20 protein-coding genes and 1 pseudogene are annotated in these 21,824 nt (G+C 39.9%); 9 read left to right on the top strand and 12 right to left on the bottom strand.

All coding sequences use genetic code 11. The features are described 5' to 3' along the window. Nucleotides 1–523 precede the first annotated feature (523 nt). The 9 genes from NSQ41_RS02655 to NSQ41_RS02615 all read right to left on the bottom strand — a co-directional run bounded on the left by NSQ41_RS02655 (nucleotide 524) and on the right by NSQ41_RS02615 (nucleotide 10,433). Complete coding sequence (locus NSQ41_RS02655; RefSeq protein ID WP_339210939.1) at nucleotides 524–1,735, bottom strand: dihydrolipoamide acetyltransferase family protein; 1,212 nt, start codon at nucleotides 1,733–1,735, stop codon at nucleotides 524–526. A 205-nt stretch (nucleotides 1,736–1,940) separates the two neighbouring features. Further along, a complete protein-coding gene (locus NSQ41_RS02650) occupies nucleotides 1,941–3,056 on the bottom strand; it encodes an IS4 family transposase (protein WP_339210938.1) in 1,116 nt (371 codons plus the stop codon). 191 nt (nucleotides 3,057–3,247) lie between these two features. Continuing rightward, nucleotides 3,248–4,249 carry an alpha-ketoacid dehydrogenase subunit beta gene (locus NSQ41_RS02645; RefSeq protein ID WP_339210936.1) on the bottom strand — a complete coding sequence of 334 codons (1,002 nt, stop codon included), beginning with the start codon at nucleotides 4,247–4,249 and terminating at the stop codon, nucleotides 3,248–3,250. Beyond that, the gene (locus NSQ41_RS02640) at nucleotides 4,239–5,237 is read right to left on the bottom strand and encodes a thiamine pyrophosphate-dependent dehydrogenase E1 component subunit alpha (RefSeq protein WP_339210935.1); all 999 of its coding nucleotides are present in this window, start codon (nucleotides 5,235–5,237) and stop codon (nucleotides 4,239–4,241) included. Before NSQ41_RS02640 ends, NSQ41_RS02645 begins: the two co-directional genes overlap by 11 nt. 480 nt (nucleotides 5,238–5,717) lie before the next feature. Beyond that, nucleotides 5,718–6,218, bottom strand: a complete 501-nt coding sequence (locus NSQ41_RS02635; RefSeq protein ID WP_063386354.1) for a (2Fe-2S)-binding protein — start codon at nucleotides 6,216–6,218, stop codon at nucleotides 5,718–5,720. Between the two features lie 608 nt (nucleotides 6,219–6,826). Then, on the bottom strand, nucleotides 6,827–7,768 hold the full coding sequence (locus NSQ41_RS02630; RefSeq protein ID WP_327873641.1) for a xanthine dehydrogenase family protein subunit M: 942 nt from the start codon (nucleotides 7,766–7,768) through the stop codon (nucleotides 6,827–6,829). Between the two features lie 20 nt (nucleotides 7,769–7,788). Continuing rightward, on the bottom strand, nucleotides 7,789–8,175 hold the full coding sequence (locus tag NSQ41_RS02625) for a VOC family protein (protein WP_339198640.1): 387 nt from the start codon (nucleotides 8,173–8,175) through the stop codon (nucleotides 7,789–7,791). Continuing rightward, nucleotides 8,165–8,977, bottom strand: a complete 813-nt coding sequence (locus tag NSQ41_RS02620; RefSeq protein WP_339210933.1) for an N-acyl homoserine lactonase family protein — start codon at nucleotides 8,975–8,977, stop codon at nucleotides 8,165–8,167. The genes NSQ41_RS02625 and NSQ41_RS02620 overlap by 11 nt, the downstream gene beginning before the upstream one ends. Further along, entirely contained in the window at nucleotides 8,964–10,433 is a 1,470-nt protein-coding gene (locus NSQ41_RS02615; protein WP_339210931.1) for a molybdopterin cofactor-binding domain-containing protein, read from the bottom strand. Before NSQ41_RS02615 ends, NSQ41_RS02620 begins: the two co-directional genes overlap by 14 nt. A gap of 241 nt (nucleotides 10,434–10,674) precedes the next feature. Here NSQ41_RS02615 and NSQ41_RS02610 point away from each other — a divergent pair, with 241 nt between their 5' ends. The 8 genes and pseudogenes from NSQ41_RS02610 (at nucleotide 10,675) to NSQ41_RS02575 (ending at nucleotide 16,983) form a co-directional block, all read left to right on the top strand. Then, nucleotides 10,675–10,977: a metalloregulator ArsR/SmtB family transcription factor gene (locus NSQ41_RS02610; protein ID WP_339199948.1), complete on the top strand. Its 303-nt coding sequence runs from the start codon at nucleotides 10,675–10,677 to the stop codon at nucleotides 10,975–10,977. 94 nt (nucleotides 10,978–11,071) lie between these two features. Beyond that, nucleotides 11,072–12,235 carry an MFS transporter gene (locus NSQ41_RS02605; protein ID WP_339198630.1) on the top strand — a complete coding sequence of 388 codons (1,164 nt, stop codon included), beginning with the start codon at nucleotides 11,072–11,074 and terminating at the stop codon, nucleotides 12,233–12,235. Nucleotides 12,236–12,501: 266 nt separating this feature from the next. Continuing rightward, nucleotides 12,502–13,263 (top strand): metallophosphoesterase, encoded by a 762-nt coding sequence (locus tag NSQ41_RS02600; protein ID WP_339198627.1) that lies wholly within the window; start codon nucleotides 12,502–12,504, stop codon nucleotides 13,261–13,263. Between the two features lie 254 nt (nucleotides 13,264–13,517). Further along, nucleotides 13,518–14,213: a vancomycin resistance response regulator transcription factor, VanR-F/VanR-M family gene (vanR, locus tag NSQ41_RS02595; protein WP_212967287.1), complete on the top strand. Its 696-nt coding sequence runs from the start codon at nucleotides 13,518–13,520 to the stop codon at nucleotides 14,211–14,213. Further along, on the top strand, nucleotides 14,206–15,342 hold the full coding sequence (locus NSQ41_RS02590) for a HAMP domain-containing sensor histidine kinase (protein ID WP_306068156.1): 1,137 nt from the start codon (nucleotides 14,206–14,208) through the stop codon (nucleotides 15,340–15,342). Before vanR ends, NSQ41_RS02590 begins: the two co-directional genes overlap by 8 nt. 89 nt (nucleotides 15,343–15,431) lie before the next feature. Then, complete coding sequence (gene vanY / locus NSQ41_RS02585; protein ID WP_339198620.1) at nucleotides 15,432–16,301, top strand: VanY-A/VanY-F/VanY-M family D-Ala-D-Ala carboxypeptidase; 870 nt, start codon at nucleotides 15,432–15,434, stop codon at nucleotides 16,299–16,301. 22 nt (nucleotides 16,302–16,323) lie between these two features. Then, nucleotides 16,324–16,804: pseudogene (locus NSQ41_RS02580) on the top strand (ISL3 family transposase); the annotation flags it as partial. A 38-nt stretch (nucleotides 16,805–16,842) separates the two neighbouring features. Then, nucleotides 16,843–16,983: a hypothetical protein gene (locus NSQ41_RS02575; RefSeq protein ID WP_212967284.1), complete on the top strand. Its 141-nt coding sequence runs from the start codon at nucleotides 16,843–16,845 to the stop codon at nucleotides 16,981–16,983. Here NSQ41_RS02575 and NSQ41_RS02570 read toward each other — a convergent pair. Both NSQ41_RS02570 and NSQ41_RS02565 read right to left on the bottom strand, forming a co-directional pair. After that, complete coding sequence (locus NSQ41_RS02570) at nucleotides 16,971–18,017, bottom strand: molybdopterin cofactor-binding domain-containing protein (protein ID WP_339198617.1); 1,047 nt, start codon at nucleotides 18,015–18,017, stop codon at nucleotides 16,971–16,973. The genes NSQ41_RS02575 and NSQ41_RS02570 overlap by 13 nt on opposite strands. 156 nt (nucleotides 18,018–18,173) lie before the next feature. Beyond that, nucleotides 18,174–18,656, bottom strand: a complete 483-nt coding sequence (locus NSQ41_RS02565) for an XdhC family protein (protein ID WP_339211592.1) — start codon at nucleotides 18,654–18,656, stop codon at nucleotides 18,174–18,176. 639 nt (nucleotides 18,657–19,295) lie between these two features. Here NSQ41_RS02565 and NSQ41_RS02560 point away from each other — a divergent pair. Further along, entirely contained in the window at nucleotides 19,296–20,198 is a 903-nt protein-coding gene (locus NSQ41_RS02560) for an AEC family transporter (RefSeq protein ID WP_063387889.1), read from the top strand. A 55-nt stretch (nucleotides 20,199–20,253) separates the two neighbouring features. Here the strand turns inward: NSQ41_RS02560 and NSQ41_RS02555 are convergent, their stop codons facing one another. Further along, on the bottom strand, nucleotides 20,254–21,708 hold the full coding sequence (locus NSQ41_RS02555) for a PLP-dependent aminotransferase family protein (RefSeq protein ID WP_063387890.1): 1,455 nt from the start codon (nucleotides 21,706–21,708) through the stop codon (nucleotides 20,254–20,256). Between the last annotated feature and the right edge of the window lie 116 nt (nucleotides 21,709–21,824).

Here is a 21,824-nt window from a genome sequence, read left to right as displayed (position 1 = left end):
CCTATCATGCTAACATTATTTTGGAGAAAAAGCTTCTCATGAAAATTTCAAGTTGTTCTGAATTTTCGAAACTTTTTGATATAGGCGATGATGAATCAGTTCTCACTTGTTTTTTAGTTACCGCCTAAAAATATAAATGGCGGAGGATGGAGAAGACTCCATCTAAAACTCCGTCATTTGTTTCAATTTTTCAAGCAAGCTTATTTTCAAAAACGAGTGATACTCTGGTACTGCCTCCGGTACTGCTTATAAAACCTGCTGACCTTGGTTTATAAAAAGGAGATGGCCGGAAATCCTATTATATGTTTCTATCAAGTTGAAAATTATGTCTAGTCATTCTAAATCTTCAGACAATATTTTCGATGTGCACCATCTCCTGCTCCTCAGATCAGTGTCAAAGATAGCATGATTAAAAGCTTTGCTTTATGTCCTTCTCCGAAAAAATTGTTTTAATGTTCGAATGCTCATCATGGCAACGTTATAAGCATGATAAAAATAAGTCCTTTTCTTCCTAATGATTTCATTATTTTACTGTTGAAAAGATATTCCATTGACCTGATTGCAGCTGATCACATAATTGAGCGAGAAATCTTCCACCGTAGGCGCCATCAATTGTACGATGATCATATGAAGCATTTAATGTGATCATCGGCTTTATCAAAGTTTCATGACGATTCGTTAAAACAGGCTGTTCTATTATATTTCCAACTGCTAAGATGCCGGTTTCAGGAGGATTTACGATTGCCACAAACTCGTCAACTCCAACTGAGCCAAGATTGGAGATTGTGAAAGTTCCTCCACGCATTTCTTCAGGCTTCAATAAGCCTTTTCTCGCTTTTTCAACCAATTCTGTTCTTTTTTCTGCAATCTCGATTAAGGACAATTGATCTGCCTGATGGATGACGGGAACAACTAAACCGTCATCAATAGCAACCGCTAGACCAATATTAATATCTTCATGCTCCAAAATATAAGGATCTCCTTCAGAATCTATGAATGAGGCATTTACCCTCGGGAATTTCTTCAATGTTAAAGCCACCGCCTGTATGAGAAAATCATTAAATGATAAACGAACGCCTGCCGAATGTTCAATGCTTGAAACTACTGCCTGCCGCAATTGTACAATGGATGATACATCGACTCTTTTCTTGATTTGGAATTGAGGAACATTCATAAAGCTTGCGGTCATTCGCTGCGCAATCGTTTTTCTCATACTTGTAAGGTTAACCCTTTTTCCTTTAGCATGTATCGATGCTATGACTTTATTTTCTATTTTAACACTTTGATTCACTACATTTGCAGCAGCTTCCGCCACATCTTTCAGAATCACTCTTCCCCTTGGTCCCGAACCTTTAATTTTGGTTAGATCTACTCCGCGCTGCTTTGCAAGTCTTCTAGCTGCTGGAGAAACTCGGATTCTTTCAGTCTTTCCTAGTGAGATGTTCTCTTCTTTTACAGGATTATGATCGGAACTGCCTTTTTGATCGGTGGAATGCTTACCACTCGATACATATGCAAGAACAGTTCCTACTGGTACAGTTTCACCCTCATCCACAACAATTTCTTCTAACGTTCCCTCTACTTCCGATTCAACCTCAAGACTGGATTTTTCAGTTTCTACAATTAAAATTGGGTCATCTATTTTAATGGTATCACCAATTTTGACCTCCCATGAAACTATACGAGCCTCTTCCATTGATGAATCCAATTTAGGAAGTACAATTTCCTGCCGCACCTTTTTTCCTCCTTCGTCATAACACATAGATAGCATCTTTTTGTGTTTATAAATTGCAACATTAGCATTGCATAAATATAGTCAGAATTTTCTGTTAATCAATTTTTGTGAATTTGTGCCAAAAAGACAAAGCCTAAAGAAAGGTGGCACTGTCCATTTGGTAAATATATACAGTTAAACCAGAGCGACAACGACAAAAGGGAGATTATGGACTGGCTCGCCCATCAAATTTTCGCAACCAAACATAAGCTGGTTTCCACAGAGCTCTCTTTAACCAACGAGTAATTCGAAGTAGGGATTTCTTACTTTTCATCTCCAATTGAATGAGAACATGTAAGCAATACGTGATCAGGGCTAAGAAAATTTGATTTTGAATAGCTGTTTCACTCATTCCATAAAAGTGCTTAATTTCTACGTGTTGCTTGAGCCATTTGAAAAAGAGTTCAATAGCCCAGCGAGATCGGTAAATATCACTTATCTCTTCTGGTTTTAAATCAAATCGGTTGGTGATGAAACGAAGTAAGTTCCCTTTTGTGTCCATAACTTCTAGTAGACGAAAGACATTTTCAGTACGATTTTGTGTGGTACCAATGTAGACCATTTTATCGGATAGAACGTGACAATCATCAGGAAGTGAAAATGTATAGACTTCACGAATGACTGCGTTTTTCTTCAGTCTTGAAACGAAGAAATAGCCATCATCTGTCATCCGATCAAAACGTTCATAGTCCACATAACCGCGGTCAAACACATACATGGCTTCTTGATCATCCACTAGGACTTCGAGTTGATTTCGGTCATGTTCTTTTGCTGTCGTAATCACTGCTTTTTCAGGATAGACGGTGTCTTTATCCATGAAAACGAGCCGTAAGTGTAGCTTTACACCAGCTTTTGTTTTCCGGAATTTTGCCCATTTATAATGGGTCAAATTCAACGGGAGTGTACTTGAATCAATGATTTTCAGTGGCATATTCTTTCCGTTTTGACAATGGTACCGTTGAATTTTCCAAACAAGATCCAAGAACAAATTTGCAAGAATTAGTGGGTGGATCTGATTGTTTTTTCGGGATAGCTGAGAGGCACTTATCGATTCAAATCCGAGTGCTTTTTGAAGATCTTCGTCTACAAGTGCATCACTCATTTCCTCTAAGCTCTTAAATTCGAGCAGCTGGGCTACCAATAAAAGTTTAATATAGGCTTCTGTTGTCAGCTTTTTTGTGTAATAGTCCTGTTTCAATTCTTTGACTTGTTCGCTAAGTTTTTGAATATTTATGGGTGAAACCCATTTACCAAATGATGAAATTAGTGTATTCTTGTCCATAATGGTTATCCTTTACGATTGGATTTGGGCAGGAACCACCTGTACTTCCATTGTAAAGGATTTTTTTGTTTCGAAATCAATAAAAAATTGAACATTCTTAGCATTTTGAATCATCAGATTTAATTACTGCAATGCTAGTGAAATTGCAATTATTTATCAAAATGCTTTCAAATAATTGTTGTACTGTGCCATTACACTGTTTCCAATTGTAAATACAAAGATTTTTTTACTCCTTGAATGATATCTTTCGTTTGCGGGAGCATTTCTTTTTCTAAATTTAAGTTATATGGAACAGGAACATCTTCCGCCCCCACTCGTTGTACCGGTGCATCCAGATCATCAAAAGCCTCCTCTTGAATTCTGGCAGCAATTTCAGCTCCCCAGCCGTAAGAACGAGTCGCTTCATGCACAACAACTACTCGGTTCGTCTTTTTTACTGACTCCTTAACTGTTTCTATATCTAGAGGAACAAGAGTACGCAAATCAATTACTTCAGCATCGATTCCTTCTTTTTCTAATTCTTTTGCAGCTTCAAGCGAAAACTGTACCATTCTTGACAGCGTAACAATCGTAACATCCTTTCCAGACCTTTTAATATCTGCTTTTCCTAAAGGAATCGTATATTCCTCTTCCGGAACTTCTCCTTTTTGAGAGTAAAGCATTTTATGTTCAATAAATATGACCGGACTTCCTTCCCGGATGGATGATTTCAATAATCCTTTCGCATCATAAGGGGTAGAAGGAGCAACGACTTTGAGCCCCGGAATATGTGCAAATAATGTTTCAAGGCTTTGCGAATGCTGGGCGCCATTTCCTCTTCCCCCGCCGCCTTGTGTACGTATTACCATCGGAACGCTCGTTTGTCCTCCAGACATATAGGCCATTTTCGCTGCCTGATTAATAATTTGATCCATCGCTACTAGCGAAAAATCAATCCACATAATCTCAATGACCGGCTTTAACCCCGTCATCGCTGCCCCAACTCCTGCTCCGATAAATCCGGTTTCAGAGATAGGTGTATCGATGACTCGTTCTTTTCCGAATTCATCAAACAAACCTTTTGTCACCTTAAAAACGCCGCCATATGAACCAATATCTTCCCCTAAAAGGATTACTCTATCATCTAATGCCATTTCTTCTTTAAGAGCTTCATTGATTGCTTGGGCATAACTGATGATTCTATTAGTAGACATCATTAAAGATCTCCTCCATTTCAGGTTCTTCAGATTTCATCGCACGTTCATATGCAATGTCAATTTCTTGTATGACTTGTTGTTGTATTTCATCTAATTCTTTTTCGTTCAATACATTTTGTTTTAAGCATACATCCCGAAAATATCTGATCGGTTCTTTTTGTCTCCATTCCTCCACTTCTTCTTTTGTTCGGTACGTCTCCGCATCACCGATCATATGTCCTAACAATCTATAAGTTTTGGCTTCTATAAAGGTAGGCCCTTCACCTGAACGCGCCCGTTCCACAGCTTGTTTTGCAACCTCATATACAGCTCGCACATCATTTCCATTCACGATGATCGACGGAATGCGATAGGCCAGTCCTCTTTCTGCTAAATGCTCATTTAATACAGCATTTTTAATTGGCGTCATTTCTGAATATAGATTGTTTTCGCAAACGAAAACGACCGGCAGTTTATAGATCGCAGCCAAATTTAGAGCTTCATGAAATGCTCCCTGGTTTGTCGCCCCATCTCCGAAAAACGCAACAGAAACTTGATTCTTTTTCAACGTTTTGATGGATAAACCTGCTCCGACAGCAATTGGAATACCTGCACCGACGATGCCATTCGCTACTAATATTCCAAGCTCTTGAGATGTAATATGCATAGGGCCCCCTTTTCCTTTGCAATAGCCTGTCTTCTTCCCTAAAATTTCGGAAAATAATTGAAAAGGATCGGCCCCTTTTGCTAATGCTTGACCACGCCCCCGATACGTAATGGAAATATAATCGTCTTTTTTCAAATTCATACAAACTCCAGCTGCTACAGCTTCTTGGCCAATAGATGAGTGAAGTGATCCACCCATGAGTCCTTTTTTGTAAATTTGAATGCTTTTTTCTTCAAATACACGTATCGTGTTCATAATGCGCCATGCTTGTATGAACCGGTTTTTATCCCAATTGAAATTGTTTTCATTTAAGTGGTACGTTTGAAGCAGTTCTTCCATTTCCATAAACCTCCCTTTATTCCAACACCATACAGATATGCTTTTGCTAGAATCTTGATTTTATTATGATTAAAGTCAAATACGAACATAGATAGTCTTTAAGAATGAGTCACAATCTCATCTAAAGCAGAAACGATTTTCCTAGTCGTTTGAAAAACTATGGGGCTGTCCAAAAAAGTCAGGGTCAACTGACTTTTTGGAGCCCCTTCATTTTAGGAACTTATCGGACAGACCATTTTTCCTATCTTGTTTATATCCTTCAGAAGACTTATGAAGGACTTTTCTTATGCTCTCTTTCTGAATTAGGTTCTTCAAAAGTTTTATGACGGACATTCAGCACATACAATTGCTTCTTATTGGACTTCATTGCCTCTATGAAGGACATTTACAAATTTGATTCCATTATTTTTGTCCTTCACAGTAGTATTTCTCCCAAATCCTTCATTTTAGGAACTTATCAGGCAGCCCCTGATTATTTATTTAACCAGCCAATTCCGATTGTTTTAATTTTTCTGCAGCTGCTTTTACCGATTTAATAATTCCTTGATATCCTGTACAACGGCACAAATTACCGGACAACGCTTCACGAATTTCTTCATCGGATGGATCTGGATTTTCTTTTAAAAATTCGTAAACAGATATCACAAATCCTGGAGTACAGAACCCGCACTGCAAACCATGATTTTCCCAAAAAGCCTCCTGAATCGGATGAAGGTGATCAGGCGTTCCTATTCCTTCAATGGTGGTAATAGAGCGATTATCTGCTTGAACTGCTAACAGCAAACAGGAACGGACTGCCTGACCGTCCACCAATATCGTACAAGCGCCGCACACCCCCTGTTCACAACCAACATGTGTTCCCGTTAAACCTAATTCTCTTCGGAGAAAGTCACTTAGTAATGTCCGAACATTCACTTCACGCTCATATACCGTTCCATTGACAGTGACCGTGATTTTTTTGCGAGTAGTTTTATCTATCATGTAAATTCCTCCCCCTACTTTTCATTATTTATTTGTTGTTTCCTCACATTTTCTTTAAAACTTTTCAAACCCCGCACAAATGCTATATATTGAAGAAATATGGGTAAAGGGATGTTTTCTTATCTATGAGGAAGTGAAACATCCCGTTATAACCCCCTTGAATTTACATTTGTCTCATGGTCGCTTCTATTGGGACCATTCGGTGTAACCGCGAGTGAAGGCGAACATGTTCTCCGTACACTTACAAAAATTCGTCTGTATTCCGAATTAAAGCCGCAGCGATCGGTGGTGACAGCATTCGTAAAAAGAAGACCGCCGGCTCTCGGTATGATCAAGCCTTTTATAGCGGTCATTTTGTCTGATTCAACACCTACAAATGACCTTTCTTCAATGGTTCAAAGTCAATGATTGAATTTTCGAAAATGAAACGAGCAGCGATCATCTCGAGCTCTTTTCGGAAAAGATGAATGCAGGTAATGACTGTTACTAGTGTCATTTGCTTAATTTTTTCATCTGGTTATAATACAAGTGAGTCCTCTTTGGTTTTTTCGTTAGGGAAACGGCCTCAAACCCTTATCAAAACCAAGGGGACTTTTTATTTTTCTTCATTACTGAAATGTTCCTTTAATTTGTTGGTATGCCTTTTGTAAAGCCCGAATACTCAATACGGATGACGCTTCTTTTCGATACTCAGCACTGGAAATTTCAGAAACACGGCGTCCCATGATTCTCGAAAGCTGCAATGTATAGCCAGCTTTTGCATCTGCTTCAGGATCTGGATTGACTTCATTCTTTATATCGTTTGCTAATTGATCAAGAATTTCCTGAGTAAATGGTTTCCCAATCAATTGTGAAACAGATTGCACTTTGTAAGGGACACCTTGAGGGCTGACATTCCCTAAAGCTACCTGAGCATCTTTCACCGTGTCATCTTCATTTAACTGAAGAGTCGCCGCTGCTGAAACAATGGGAATATGTCCATGTCTTCTTGTTACTTCCAAAAATCCATATCCCGTCTCTTTTGTTAATTTTGGGAATATGATTTCGACAATGATTTCATTTTGTTTCACTGCTGTTTTAAAGTGGCTGACGAAAAACTCTTCTCCGGAAAGTACGCGTTTGCCATCAGGACCGGCAATGACAAACTGAGCATTTAACACACGAGCAACGACTCCGTATTCAGCGCCTGGCGGATTTTGTCTCAGGCTTCCTCCTATCGTACCTCGATTGCGGATCTGGAAATGCGCAATATGGGTAACGGCTTCCTGAAGCAAAGGACAATTTCGTTTTACAATTTCAGACTTTTCAACGGTGCGGTGCCTTGTTAATGCCCCGATTTTAATGGCATCACCCGTTTCTTCAATATAATCAAGATCTGTGATCCCATTTATATCAACCAAACATGAAGGACGAGCCTGCCTTAAATTCATTTCCTGCATCAGACTTTGTCCTCCAGCGATGATGACTGTATTGTCTCCGTACTTTTCGAGTGCGGTTATCGCTTCATTTACACTTTTAACAGCCACATATTCAAATGGAACTGGTTTCATTCATTCTTCCCCCTAACCTATCATTTTCCGGAAGATAACGCTTTCAAAGAATCATTACCTTCGTAAGATACAAATACAATTCGAAAATCTCCAATTTTCACAATCATATGTTCCATTTCTCCCACTGTAAAGTGCGCGAGAATCTCACCTCCAGCTTCCAAAACAGCAGGATGAACGTCTTGTATGTTCTCCACACGAAGGTGAAAGCTTCTCAATGATTCTTTCTCTAAATCTGTCTCTTCTAAAAGTTCAATTCCTAGCGGAGAAAAAGCCACTTTTATCACGGAATCGTTTATTTGCACATTTTGCCGCTGAAAAGTTGTTCCGAAGAGCTTCGAAAAAAATGTGATCGATTGATCGATGTCTTTTACCTGCAATGCCACTCGTTCAATTCCTTTAATTTTCATGAACTGACGTCCCTTCTTTTAGTCCGTTCCTATATTTTTTTACTACTTCATAATCATGACTAGGAAGAACAATATCAGCCTCATTCTTAATTCGAATCATCGCTCGATAGGTAGCCTCTAAATCGTAAAATAATCCAGGTGGAATTTCTTGATTAATATTTAATTCAACATTTCTGGCAATGTCTCCAAGAATAACGGCGGTGCCGAATTCCGTTTGGACATAAACTGCTTGGCTGCCTGGCGTATGAGTGTTTTGGAATAAGACACATTTCACTCCAGGAGCAATTTCTGTATCCCCTTCGATCAAATGAACTTGAGGCCATAAAGGGTCGATTAATTCTGCAATGTCTTTTCTATCGTAAAATAACGCTCCTCCCCCTATTTCCAGCTGTGAAGAAACCATCGGTGCCGCAGCAGCCTGCAATTCAGTGCGTTGGACGATGAATTTTGCATTCGGAAATTCGGCGCATCCTCCTGCATGATCATAATGAAGGTGAGTTAGGATTACTTTTTTTATCTCTTCAGCTGTAAAGCCATGGTTCTTCAATTGGGTGCGAAGGCTCCATTCAGGTTTTGTCCGATGAGGACCTAAGCCATGGACGGTCTGGCAGCGTTCAGCATCTCGAAAACCGGTGTCAACTAAAATTGGCTCTTCCTTAAATGTCGGAACTAAAAGCCAGGCTAAAATCGGCACCGTTACCATCGATTTGTCACCGCTCAGCGACCAAAATGTATCTAATACCTTTGATACATCTGCTTCTCCAAGCACCAATGGGTATATTTCCCAATTATGATTTGACATTTTGCATTTCCCCTTGCTTAATCCATTCTAAAACTCGTTCAGGAGTAATTGGTAAATCTTTTACAATTACACCAAAAGGTGATAAAGCGTCTTCTACCGCATTCGCTACTGCTGCTGGAGACGGAATCGTTCCGCCTTCTCCCATTCCTTTTGTACCAAGCGGTGTAAAAGGTGATGGGGATTGCATGTGAATGGTTTCGATGTCTGATACATCCATTGCAGTTGGACATAAGTAATGCTGAAAATCAGGGTTTGTCATGAATCCGTTGCTGTCATATGCAAGGTCTTCTAACAGCACGCCGCCAATTCCATGTGCGATGCCGCCGGCAATTTGTCCATCTGCAATCATAGGATTGATAATTGTGCCGCAATCATGGGAAACAACGAATTTGTCTACTTTCACAAGCCCGGTTTTAATGTCAACCTCTACTAGAGCAACAAAGACTCCTGTCGGATGTGTCGTATAAAGATTGACTCGCCCGTGTTCATCAGGCTCCCACTTCACTACTTTACTCGTCCATGTATAGGTTGCTTCTAAATTGCAATCTATTCCTTCCGGCACTGTCGCATAAGGTCCCGGCCATAGATAAACTTTATTGCCGATTTCTTTTAAACTGATGGCTGCTTCCGGATTTGTCGTCCCTTTAACCCTTACTGTTCCATTTGCCATTTCAAGATTTTCCGGATCTTCCTTAAGCAGATAAACGGCAATTTTTAAAAGCTTCTCCTTTAACATCTTGGCAGCTTCATATACGGCAGAAACAGTATACATTGCACCTCTGGAAGAAAATGGACCTAATCCGTACGGCGTAATATCCGTATCTCCATAAACAAATCGAATATCGTCTATATCTACATCCATAACTTGTGAAACAACTTGTGGAATCGTTGTTTCAACCCCTTGACCTATGTTCTGATGGCTGGTTAATACTTGGAAATGTCCTTCAGGCGTCATTCGTACAGTTGCTGCCTGATAACCATTAAATATGCCATTAAAGACAGCAGCGCCAGACGGCTCAAGCATAGCGGCGATTCCAAGTCCAATGTACTTGCCTTGTTTACGAAGCTCTAATTGTTTCTTTTTAAAGTTTTGATAATCGATTTTATCCATTACGAGATCCATAAGTTTATCAAAATCTCCGCTATCATAAAGCGGTCCAGAAATTTGTTGATAAGGAAATTCGTCTTTCTTTATAAAGTTGCGACGTCTTAATTCTTCTGGTGATATACCAAGTTTTCGAGCTGCTATATCCATCATCCGCTCAATAGGATAATTGGCAATATCCTTTCCATATCCGCGGTGCGCACCATAAGGCGCTTTATTTGAAACGACCCCAATGATTTCTACGTCATAAACAGGCACTTTATATGGACCTGGAAAATAAGCACCTGCAACCGATAGAGCAGGGGTTCCCGGTGCATGGCAAGTTCCATCAACCCCAATATGCTCCACCATATCGTTTCACTGATTTTCATCAAGTGTCAAAATCCTTGATATGAAAGGAATTTGGCACTTTTTCTTTTTCATGGAATGTCAATACATTTCATTTAAACGTAGTCAAAATGTTGTCGTTTCTACAGATTTACATAGCTTGAAAGTTGCTAATGGCGAGTTTAGAAAAGAATGGGCTGAAACATTTAACATTGCTGGATCTAACATACTTGACATATCGAGAAATGTAGATATAATAAATGGTATGGATCTGATTGAAGTGTTCAAGGCGTTGTCTAACGAGTCGAGGCTGCAGATTTTGCAATGGCTGAAGGAGCCTGAGACACATTTTGTGCCCCAAGAAGGAGTGGATATGCGGGAAATCGGGGTGTGTGTCAGTCAGGTGACGGATAAGTTGAATATGACACAGTCGACGGTTTCGCAGTATTTGTCCATTCTGCAGCGGGCCGGACTGATTCAAACCAACCGGATCGGCAAATACACGTACTACAAACGGAATGAAGAGAAAATAAAGGAATTGGCAAATTTCTTGAATCAGAATCTTTGAATAGCGGACTGAATACCTCACACGTATTCAGTATTTATTTGACCCATTAAATCGACATATCGGGATATGTATATATAAAAAGGAGTGGAATGCATTGTCCAGCACGTGGAGAGTTTATTTATTGGCACTGGTTTCATTTTTAGTGGGGACATCCGAGTACATTATTTCCGGTATCCTGGATATGATCTCGGATACCATGAAAATTTCCGTTACTTCAGCAGGGCAGCTCATCACGATTTTTTCTTTTGTGTACGCCATCGGCACCCCGATCCTAATGGCGCTCACGGCCAAGTCGGAACGACAGAAACTGCTGGTGTGGGCACTTGGCGTCTTCGTATTGGGAAATGTGCTTTCCTACGCTTTGCCCGGCTATACATCGTTTCTCGCAGCTCGGGTCATCATGGCGCTGGGCGCGGGAATGACTGTCGTCACCGCTTTGGACATTGCCGCGAAAATTGCCGCCCCTGGCAAACAAGGCAGCGCGATTGCCACTGTAGTGATGGGCTTTACGGCTTCCCTGATTATCGGCGTGCCTCTCGGACGCGTCGTTGCAGCCCAATTCGGGTGGCGAGCTGTTTTCGGTCTGCTGGCACTGGCCGGTCTGGCGGCCATGATCGTTCTGTACGCCAGCATCCCTCGGGTTCAGGGGGATAAACCGATGCCGTTGTCCCGGCAACTTGCCTTCTTGAAAAACGAAAATGTGGCGTTGGGGCTTGCGATCACCTTTTTCTGGCTTGGCGGATACTCAATCGCCTACACCTACATTTCGCCGTATTTGCTGGAGGTTGCCGGGTTGGGAGAAGAGATGCTGAGCGGCGTGCTGCTCGCATTCGGCATCGCCAGCTTGATCGGATCCAAATTCGGTGGTTTCAGCACGGATAAATGGGGGGTATTCCCGACGCTGTCATGGGGGATGCTCCTGCACGTCATCGCGCTGATTCTCCTCTCGCTGACCGCGGCCAACATGCAATCGTGGCTGTCGGTCGTGATCCTCCTGATCTTGTGGTCGTTCGCGGCATGGTCCTCCGGCCCGACGCAGCAAGCCAATCTCGTTAGGATTGAACCGAATTATTCCGGCATCATGCTGAGCCTGAACCAATCCATGATGCAGTTGTCCATGGCTGCGGGCGCCGCAATCGGAGGTGTTGTGGTCGACCGGGTGTCTCTGTCATCCATTACATGGGTCGGGATGGTTGGCGTCGTTATTGCGATCGTGGTCGTGTGGTTGTTGAAGCTGCGATTGAGTGCCGGCCGGTAAGTTGTCGGGGAGTATTCCGATAATTGACACAGGAAGGGCTGTCCGTCCAGGATGGCCTTTTTCGTCGTCGTAACAAAAAGAGAAGGAAAAAATATTTTGTCGGCGTATTATAACAGTAAACCCGGTTCGGGATGAAGGCGGCATACGGCCCGGAAATATCTTGGTACATACGATATTCGTGCTCGGCCGTCTTGACGAAAGGCTAGGGTGGGTATAATTTAACTAGAGAACCTCATCCTAATCCTGTTGGGAGATAAGAAGCCCTCATGTCATACCTTTTACTTGTTATCGTCATTCTGTTATTTTACTGTTTGTTCATTCTCCCGACGCAGTGGCTAAAAATTGAGCGCGTGCGCCATCCGATCGGGTTAAATAAAAAGGTGTTGCAAATTAGCGATTTTCACGTTGAACGGTTAAGAATCAGCCAGGAGAAACTGAGGCACATCATTCAAAGGGAAGATCCCGACTTCATTTTTTTAACCGGTGACTTTACTAAAAAAGCAAAACAGATGCCGCGATTGAAAAAATACTTGGAGGTGTTTCAGGGAAGCGGACGGCCGACGTACGCGGTACTGGGTAACCACGACTATAAGCAGCCTTCCGTGGGAAATTTAGTAAAGCAAATTGAAAGATACGGCATTCAAGTGCTTCGAAACGAATCGGTTCGACTTGACGAGTTCACCTTGATCGGCATTGACGATTTCGTGAGCGGCCACAGTGATGTGGACCAATCGTTTCGGAATGTTGACAGCGATTTACCGAATGTTGTCATCACCCACGATCCGAATGTCGTGTTGACAATCAACCGACGGTTTGATTACTTAATGGCCGGCCACTTTCACGGAAAACAGTTTAACATTCCGTTTCTGTTTAAACTGAAGCCGATGGGTCCGCTTCCGGCGATGGGGATTTACAAAGGCTTGCACCATAATGCGTACGGAACGTACTACATCTCTAAAGGCATCGGGCAAACGGGTTTTAACTTCCGGTTTTTAATCCGAAGCGAAATAACGGTGCATCACGTGTAACGGCGTCTCACCGCATCCCGTGATACATGGGAGGGTGAGCGACCATAAGTTGTGTGGAGAATAGGGCAAGGTCATATCTTTTTTCAACCAAATGTTCACAATTTGGCTGTTAGGATGGATTAAACCCCGTTTGAATATTCTGCACTCTTTGCATAAGCTCTGTCCACAAATACATTCAAAAAACGAAGTTTGAGCAATTCTAAGAAAACAGGAGCATTTTGAAGAAAAACGAAGTATATAGAGGGAGTGGGAAGATGAGAGATATTTCGATATTAATTGCTGAAGATGATGAGGAAATTGCTGATCTTATTGCGTTCCATTTAGAAAAAGAAGGGTACCATGTTGTTAAAGTATCAGATGGACAAGAGGCAGTTCGTGTTGTGGAGAATCAGGCATTTGAGTTGCTGATTTTGGATATTATGATGCCGAAAATGGATGGATATGAGGTAACTCGTCGTATTCGCGAACAATATAATATGCCTATCATTTTTGTAAGTGCCAAAACTTCTGATTTTGATAAAGTACAAGGGCTTGTAATTGGAGCTGATGATTATATAACAAAACCTTTCACCCCTATTGAATTGGTTGCTCGGGTAAATGCTCAGTTACGACGCTTTATAAAGCTGAATCATCCCCAAAATGATAATAATACGAACTTGGAATTTGGTGGACTAGTGATTTCCCTTGATCAACGCACGGTTACTCTATATGGTGAAAACATTGAGCTGACACCAAAGGAGTTTGATATTTTGTATTTACTGGCTAGTCATCCAAAGAAGGTTTACAGTGTAGAAGATATTTTTCAGCAGGTGTGGGGCGAAGCATACTTTGAGGGCGGTAATACCGTTATGGTCCATGTTCGTACAATAAGGAAAAAGCTTAGAGAAAATAAACGAACAAACAAATGGATTAAAACTGTGTGGGGCGTTGGGTATACATTCAATGGCTAAATTCTCAAGAAGTTTTCGTGCAAAAATGATTATAACATTTGGCTTAAGTATGTTTCTCTCGGGTACAATCACGTATATCATTTATAAAGTCCTTCAATTTTTTTATTACACTGTAGTTGATTATGAAAGTCCGTTAGCCCATTTTCGCCAAATCATTAGACAAATTGGGGACATTAACTTTTTTTTACTAATTTTTATCCCACTTTCGATATTGTTCTTCTTTTTACTCACTAGGCGCTATTTGACCTACTTTAATAAGATTTCAAACGGTATTCATCATCTCGCTAATGGCAACTTTAGTCACCGTGTTGAAATTCATTCAAATGACGAATTTAGGGATATTGCGCAAGATATTAATTTGGCTAGTGAAATATTGAAACAGGCCATTGAAAAAGGGGAATTTTCGGAAAGCAGTAAAAATCAGTTAGTCGTAAATTTAGCTCATGATCTGCGTACACCGCTCACTTCCGTATTAGGTTATTTAGATTTAATCCTTAATGATGAGAATTTGACGGAGGAACAAGTCAAACATTTTTTGACAATTGCTTTTACTAAATCTCAACGTTTAGAAAGTCTAATTGATGAATTATTCGAAATAACGAGAATGAACTATGGCATGTTGCCAATTGAACAAAAGTACATTAATTTAAGTGACCTCCTTCATCAATTGAAAGAAGAATTATATCCTGTCTTCACGAAAAATAATTTGACCGCTCGAATGAACTTGCCTCCCTACTTACCTATTATCGGTGACGGAGAGCTTTTAGCACGTGTGTTTGAAAATCTTTTGATGAATGCGACTCGGTATGGTTACGACGGTCAGTTTGTAGACATTAACGGCTTTATTGAGTCGGAGGAAGTTGTTGTACAAGTTGTGAATTATGGTGATCGTATTCCTCCGGAGGACCTCCCGCATCTATTTGATATGCTCTATACTGGAGACAAAGCAAGAACTCAAAACAAAAATAGCGCTGGTCTTGGATTGTTTATTGCGAAGAATATTGTGGAGCAACACAACGGTTCAATTACTGTTGAAAGTAGTGTAACTCAGACAGTTTTTGAAGTCCGTTTACCAAAGGGAAGTCAAACATTAAGAAATAATGGAGATGGAATAAATTCAAATACTTGATTTAAGAAAAATTTAAGATTTACCCCACTCTTTTTTTAAAAAGTTTTAGCTATTCTTTTAAACAAGGAAGAATTAGGAGGAAGCTAAAAATGAAGAAGTGGGGATTTTTAATTTTATTTATAGTGGGCTTGTGTTTTGTTTTCATAATTAATGGCTCTTTTTTTGAACCAAAAGTAGAAGTACGAGAAGATATTCAACAGGAAAATGATAAAGGAGAGGATTTTGATAATATCCAAACAATAAAGATTACAGAAGAACAAATCTATCAAGGTAATCTGCTTTTGGTCAATAGTGAATATCCTGTTCGCCAAGAAGGTATTAAAACAGATGTCGTGAACCTTTTTACACACAATGAATTGGTGAAGGGATATGGATTGTTATATAACAATATTTATTTGTCAGAGGATATAGCACATGAATTTTCGGAAATGATTGCTGCCGCAGAAAAAGAGGGAGTTGATAATTTTTGGATTACTAGTGGCTATCGAACCTTAGATGAGCAAAGGAAACTTTATGAAGAATTGGGCCCTGATGTTGCTTTGCCTGCCGGATATAGCGAACATAATATGGGGTTAGCGCTTGATGTAGGAACTACTCAAACGACGATGGATAAAGCACCTGAAGGAGAATGGATAGAAAAAAATGCTTGGAAATACGGATTCATTTTACGTTATCCAGAGGATAAAACGGACATTACGGGAATTCAATACGAACCTTGGCATATTCGCTATGTTGGTTTACCTCATAGCGTGATTATGAAGGAAAAGAATTTTGTTTTAGAAGAGTATTTGGATTATCTCAAAGAGAAAAAGAAAGTTACTGCTGAATTTGATGGTAAAAAATATACCGTTTCTTATCATTCGTTTTCCGAAAACATGACTATTCATATACCGAAAAATCAAGAGTATAAGATTTCAGGTGACAATATGGATGGAATAATTGTGACTATGTACGACTAAAGGACAGAAAAGGACAAACAAAATGACGGATCTATTATTTCTACCAGACCTTAAAGCAATTGAACCATCGCAGGAAAATGAAACCGATATGATGTTTAAAGTGGAAGCAATAGATCCACCCGAACGTTGTCCAGAATGTGGATTTGACAAACTTTACAAACATGACTCACGAAAGCAACTAATCATGGATTTGCCCACGACAATACCAATTTGAGACTCCTAAATGGCTTGGGATTGATGAAATATATATCATCCGTAAACCTCGTCTTGTATTGACCAACGTAGAGCGTAGAACCATTTTCGATATTAAGCCTAATCGTAACAAGGAAACAGTCATTCAACGCCTTACAGAGATAGGAGACAGACTTTACATTGAATACGTCACAATGGATATGTGGAAACCTTATAAAGATGCAGTATATACCGTTCTTCCACAAGCTAAAGTGGTTGTATATAAATTTCACGTTGTCCGTATGGCTAATCAAGCCTTGGATAGCGTTAGGTAGGCTCTGAAAGCCGAAATGAACATGAAGCTGAAATCATGTTTGAGGATGAAACAGAAGATGTAAAAATTAAAGGGGTTAAATTCTATACGATGAATGATGGAAGGAACACAATTAAACAAATCGGTGAAATAGCATTAGGACGAGCGTTTAAAGGTTTAAGTGTTCAAGAATTATAATTAAACGTAGTCAAACACGTAGTCAAAAACATCAAATGCCCCCGCAAATATTGATTTGTTCGTGTTTTGAGACGATTGGGTTCAGGCCCAATATTTCCAATCAGCTTCGCTTGAAGTCCTGTGATGCGAAAATCTTTGTCGAACCCAATTTTCACCGTGCAAGTATAGTCTCTAGAATGAACTCCAGTTAGAATATTCTCTACTCTGTCTTCCGTCCATTTAACCGGCTTGCCAAGCATGCGCGCCATGATACAAGCAATGATTTCTGCATTTGCCTGCAACTTTGTGCCATAACCGCCGCCAACATCCGGGGCAATAACTCGTATATTATGCTCAGGCATTTGCAATGTCTGGGCAATCAGCGTACGTACTTGAGAAGGTGCCTGTGTCGAGCATGTAACTGTCATCTTTTTAGATCCAGGATTATATTCGGCAATACATACACGAGACTCCATCGGAGTTCCGGTGTAGCGGTTATGTGTAATGGTTTCTTCAAGGACATATTCCGAATTGGCAAATGCATCGTCTATATCACCGATAGTGGTTCTCGATTCTAATTGTTTATTATCGCCCCATTCTTCATAAAGAAGCGCCTTTGGCTCCAGTGCATCTTCAATCGTCACAACAGCTGGTAAAACCTCATATTCTACTTCAATAAGATCGACTGCATCTTCAGCAATATATCGGTCTTCGGCAGCAATAACGGCCACTGGCTCACCGACATAGCGAACCTTTTTATAGGCAATCGCATACACTTCTGGTACTTTGTTAAATATATTGATCGTCGGTACAAGTGGTCCTGAATATTGAAGTGCCTCTTCTCCCGTTAGAACAGCTACTACTCCAGGCAGTTTTTTCGCTTTGCTTGCATCAATATTTACAATACGTGCATGAGCATGAGGACTCCGTACAATGGCCAAATGTAACATGCCTGGTTTTTCAATATCATCGGTAAATTGTCCATTACCAGTCAAAAGTCTTATGTCTTCTTTACGCTTCAAACTTACACCTAAACCTTTTTTTACAGTAACCATTTTGTCGCCTCCTCTGTTTTTTTATTTCTTAATTATTTTTTGATTAGGATCATTTGTCCTTGTAATCCTTGTAATCACCTCCTTAAAGAGGGATAACTATATTTTGAATATTGGGAATATTAGGAATATTAAAATGATATTTTGTTTATGAGCTGCTCATGATACTAACTGACGGTCTTTTTTCTCACGCAAAAATCCGCCCGCACGCTTGTTTCGAAAAGCAATGATCTCAGCAAGAATACTTAACGCTATTTCCTGAGGAGACTCCGAACCAATATCTAATCCAACAGGATTAAATATGTGATCATATTGGTCAATGTCGTCTATTTGAAGAGCTTTAAATATTTTTTGGCATCTAGAACGCGGACCTAAAATCCCAATATACCTTGCATCCGTATGAAGTATATGTTTCAGAACATTTATATCTCGTTCAAGATGATGGTTCATAATGACCACATACGATTTGGAACTGACTTTTACCTTTTCGGGAATTGAGCTTGCATCTGCTAAAATTCTTTTCGCACCTGGAAAACGAGCTTCTGTTAGATAGGCTGATCTTGGATCGACTACGGTTGTATTAAATCCTAATCTAACACTAAACTCTGCTAAAGGAATGGCATCATGACCCGCACCAAAAATGATTAATTCAATCGGAGGAATATTTACATCAAAAAATACATCGACTTTTTCTCCGTTTGATAAGGTGAATGTTTTTGTTTCCGATTTTGGATTTGTATTTTGTAATAGATTTTTCGAAAAATCGCAGACGAATTGATGTAATTCATTATTGTCCAGCGAAGGAGCTACTCTAGATTGAGTATCAATCTCGCTAACTTATTGCCGGAATTGTGTGAACATCACAGAATATGGTGATGAGACAAAAAAATAAAGTTGTTTTCTCATTTTCCTTAACAATATAACTTTTACATTTTATTCGGATTTCTTCTGTGAATCTTTAAATTTATTAAATTTGTTGCTAATAACTGGGCTTTTGCTTTATTATTTGAAATAGATGTTGCTTATACCAATTTAATACAGTGGTCTCAACAATTGGGCTTTCTAATGTTTTGGGTATTTTTGGAATAATGGTATTTTATCCTTTTGTGTAAGAAGAATATGGACGGAACAGGCAAGGTGGCAGCCGATTTGAACTTTGCAACTATCTAAAAAAGAATTGGCGTGCTTTCATATTTCAGCTTTAACTTTACGTGATAAAGCATTGGGCATCTGCTCAATGCTCTATTGTTTGTTCATTTTACGCAGAGTGGTGAAAAGGTTATGGAATTTGTACTGATTGTATTGCCGGCTTTTATCATTTTTGCAGTCGGATATGTAGGGCAAAAAACAATTGGCTTTGACATTAAATCTATTTCGGTCATGACGACATACTTAATGTATCCGTTTCTTGTCTTCCGGACATTTTATACAAACAAAATTACACTTGATTATTTTTATATTCTTATATTTTGCTTGCTTTTATGTTTCATATTAATGGTTATCGTGAAAATTGTAAGTAAATTAAAAAAATTGCCGCAATCGATAGAGTCTGCCATGATGTTATCAGCTGTTTTCATGAATAGCGGCAACTATGGGGCCCCAATTATATTGTTTGTTTTTGGTCAAACTGCTTTTGATTATGCAGTCATCATGATGGTTATCCAGTCCTTTTTAATGAATACGATCGGTCTTTACTACGCTGCCATTGGCAGCAAAGAAGACAGCAGCATAAAAAGCGCCCTTATGAAAATAGTGAAAATGCCCGTTTTATATGGTTCAGCTGCCGGCATTTTGCTTCAAATCCTGCATGTTCCGGTGCCTGATTTCATCATGCAGCCTGTCGGTTTGATTGCCGATGCAACGATTCCAACCATTATGGTCATTCTCGGAATGCAGCTCGCCAACATCCAGCTAAAAAGTGTGAAAGCTGGCGACGTCGCTTCCATCTTTATCATTCGCATGATCATATCGCCTATTATTTCAATTGGTATTATTCTTTGTCTTCCGCTTGAAGACTTGCTTGCAAAAATTTTAATCATTCTAGCATCTATGCCTACTGCAGCCAACACGACAATGTTTGCTGTTCAATTTCAAACAGAACCAGATTTAGTTTCATTCAGCACATTAACCACGACGCTGGCCAGCATTGCTACAGTGCCGCTCTTGCTTGCGCTGCTCTCTTAAAAAAGAAACGAGCGAGCAGCATTACATGAACGGCAGCTCAAATGCGTCAAATGTGTCACATCTCTTTTTTATAATTTGCCATCATATTTTGCAAAATGTCCACCAGCTTTTCGATACCGACTTGCAAATCATGCTCGCTCAAATAAGAATAGCTGATGCGAATATAATGTTGTTTCGGTTCATGAAGAAAACAGGCGCTTCCGGGCAAATAAGAAATCTTATTTTTCCGAGCTGCTTCTTGCAATTTTATTGGCTGAATCACGGATGGAAGTTTAATCCAGGCATTCAATCCGCCTTTTGGTTTATAAATCATTACTTCCTCTAAATTTTTGAATGCGTCAAGAACCGTATTCCTTCTTAATTCAAGCGCAATTTTTAGTTTTTCCATATGATTTTTCATCCGCTCCGTCCGCAAAATGGGAAGCAGCGCTTTTTGCGGTAAGAGCGGGCTTCCGATATCCATCGTCGCTTTCGTGCCGTACAGCCAGTCGAATAAAACCCCATCCACAATGACAGCCGCAATGCGAATGCCTGGCGCAGTTGTTTTGCTAAATCCTTTAAGGTAAATGACGTGACCGTTTTTATCAAAGAATTTTATTGGCTTTGGCACCGTAATATTGTCAAATGAAACTTCGCTGAATGAATCGTCTTCTAAAATTAAAAAATGGTACATTTCTGCTAGTTCTACCAATTGCTTGCGGCTCTTTTCCGGCATGCATGTTCCAGTAGGATTTTGAAAGGTTGGGTTTACATATAATAGTTTTGGTTGATGCACCTGCAATTTATCCTCCAATTCATCTACTTTCAGTCCCTCTTCATCTACTCCAATCGATACGACTTGAAATCCTTTATTGACAAACACATCAATGGCCGCACCATAACAAGGGCTTTCAACCATCACAACATCCCCTGGACTTAACAAAGTTTGCGCCACTAAGTCAATTCCTTGCTGTGCACCGCTTGTAATGATCATTTTGTCGTGTTTAACAGATAAGTGATGGAAGTTAAATAAGTAATTGGCAATTTCATACCTTAATTCTTCATCTCCTTCAATAGGACCATATGTCGACAACACAAGGGGATGCTGCTCCAATATTTTTTTCATTTCTTGAACAAGGAAGTGAGATGGAAGCAGCCTTGGATAAACGACTGCTTGGGAAAAGTCATAAATCTCTTTTTCACGATAGGCGAGATATTGTGATCTTGTTCCATTCATCTTCATCTGATGCTGCCAGCCGAAAGATTCAGAGTGCTTTTCATATGATTTTTTCTTTCCCGCTGCAACAAAAACACCTTTACCTTGCTGAATCTGTATATATCCTTTCAATTCCAGCAGTTTGTAGGCTTTTTGCACCGTCAGAAAGCTTACATTAAGTTCATTTGCTAACGATCTTAAAGAAGGAAGCCTTTCACCGTGAAGAAGCATGCCCGATTGAATCCGTTCTTCGATTTGCCTGCTAATTTGTTCATAATATGGGGTGCCTAATTTTTTATTAACCGATAATTGCATTGTCTCCCCTCCCATTACATAAAAGACAAAAGATAAAAGCGCATAACTGTTATACAGTGCATTGTACTGTTATATACCGTTGTCGTTATAATATCAAAAAACTTAACAAAAAGGAG

This window comes from Aeribacillus sp. FSL K6-8210 (genome assembly GCF_037963925.1).
Lineage (GTDB): Bacteria > Bacillota > Bacilli > Bacillales > Aeribacillaceae > Aeribacillus > Aeribacillus composti.
This window is presented reverse-complemented; position numbering and strand designations above follow the sequence as displayed.